This window comes from Helicobacter sp. 13S00477-4, from assembly GCF_002272785.1.
GTDB lineage: Bacteria > Campylobacterota > Campylobacteria > Campylobacterales > Helicobacteraceae > Helicobacter_J.
In genome coordinates, this window is sequence record NZ_MLAS01000032.1 from 1 (window position 1) to 1,293 (window position 1,293).

Annotated in this window: 1 protein-coding gene; it reads left to right on the top strand. The window is 28.5% G+C overall.

The features are described from left to right. Positions 1–359: 359 nt before the first annotated feature. A complete protein-coding gene (locus tag BKH44_RS08620; protein WP_095272433.1) occupies positions 360–1,037 on the top strand; it encodes a Fic family protein in 678 nt (225 codons plus the stop codon). Positions 1,038–1,293 lie beyond the last annotated feature (256 nt).

Genomic DNA, 1,293 nt, shown 5'->3' on the forward strand with positions numbered 1-1,293 from the left:
CTCATCAAAATGAACACAATGCTTCTTTTGAGATCAAAGAAGCTATATTGGATCATAGGGTAGGCAATCAAGTAACTTTAGCTTATAGTCATAAAGCAGATTATAGCGAACAAATGAGACCATTACTTCAATGGTGGGCAGATTATTTAGATAAAGTGAAGGAAATTTAAGTATATTTATAGTTGCATTCAATGAGTGTTTTTGTATGATTTCACAATCCTTCCATTTTTTGATTATCAATGTTAGTGATTCTTTAGAGAAAGTCATCGTTAGTAATAGGATATTTTTGTTATGATAATAAGAAATTATCAGTAGCTAAAAAAACTAAAAAGATTGTTTTGAAAAATGGGTGAGCAAAAATGAAAAATATTTTGAACAATGATTATTTACTAGACCTTTGTGTGCGTATGGCACACCATAGCACGGCTATAGAAGGTAATAAACTTACTCAAGCCCAAACTGCTTCAATTATTTTAAATAATTATATCCCTCAAGCAATGAATGAAAGAGATTTTTATGAGGTTAGAAATTATAAGACATTACTACCTTTTATGATAGAATGTTTAGAAAATGAGAAAAAAATAGATCAGAAATTGATTTGTAGGTTTCACGCAATTATTATGGAAAATTTACTTTACAACAAAGGGCAATTCAAGACAACTCAAAATATGATTATAGGTGCAGAATTTGAAACAACCTTGCCTTATCAAGTCCCAGTAGTAATATATGAATGGTGTAAAAATCTTTATTATAAACTTGAAAACACATTTGATAAAGATAAGAAATTAGAATATATTTTAGAAAGTCATATTCATTTTGAACGTATCCATCCATTCTCTGATGGCAATGGAAGGATTGGTAGATTTTTAATCGTATATTCTTGCTTAGAACAAGATTTATTTCCATTAGTAATACCAGTAGAACAAAAAGATAGGTATATTTCAATTTTGCAGAATAAAAATTTAAAAGATTTTATGCTCCTTGCTAAAGAATCACAAAAAGATGAAAGTTGTTTTTGGCATTCTTTCAAAATGTAAAGATGAGTTGCATATCTTTTGCTAAGTCAACACCCAAAAAAAATACAACTAAGAAAGTAGAATATGAGGTATTGATGTTCATAGGCAGACCCCTTTAACTATCCTTTATACTGACTGACATTATTTTTTACCCCTCCCCATTTTTTTTTAATTAACAACATAGGATCTCAAGCATAGTTATGAATTTTTAGCATTTTTGGGTATAACGGGGTGGTTTGTATTTTAATAAACAAATAAGCTAAATAAAATAAAAAAA

What these genes read in the sequence shown, in the direction of transcription:
- BKH44_RS08620 (WP_095272433.1), top strand. Translation starts at nt 360, where the DNA reads ATGAAAAATATTTTGAACAATGATTATTTACTAGACCTTTGTGTGCGT.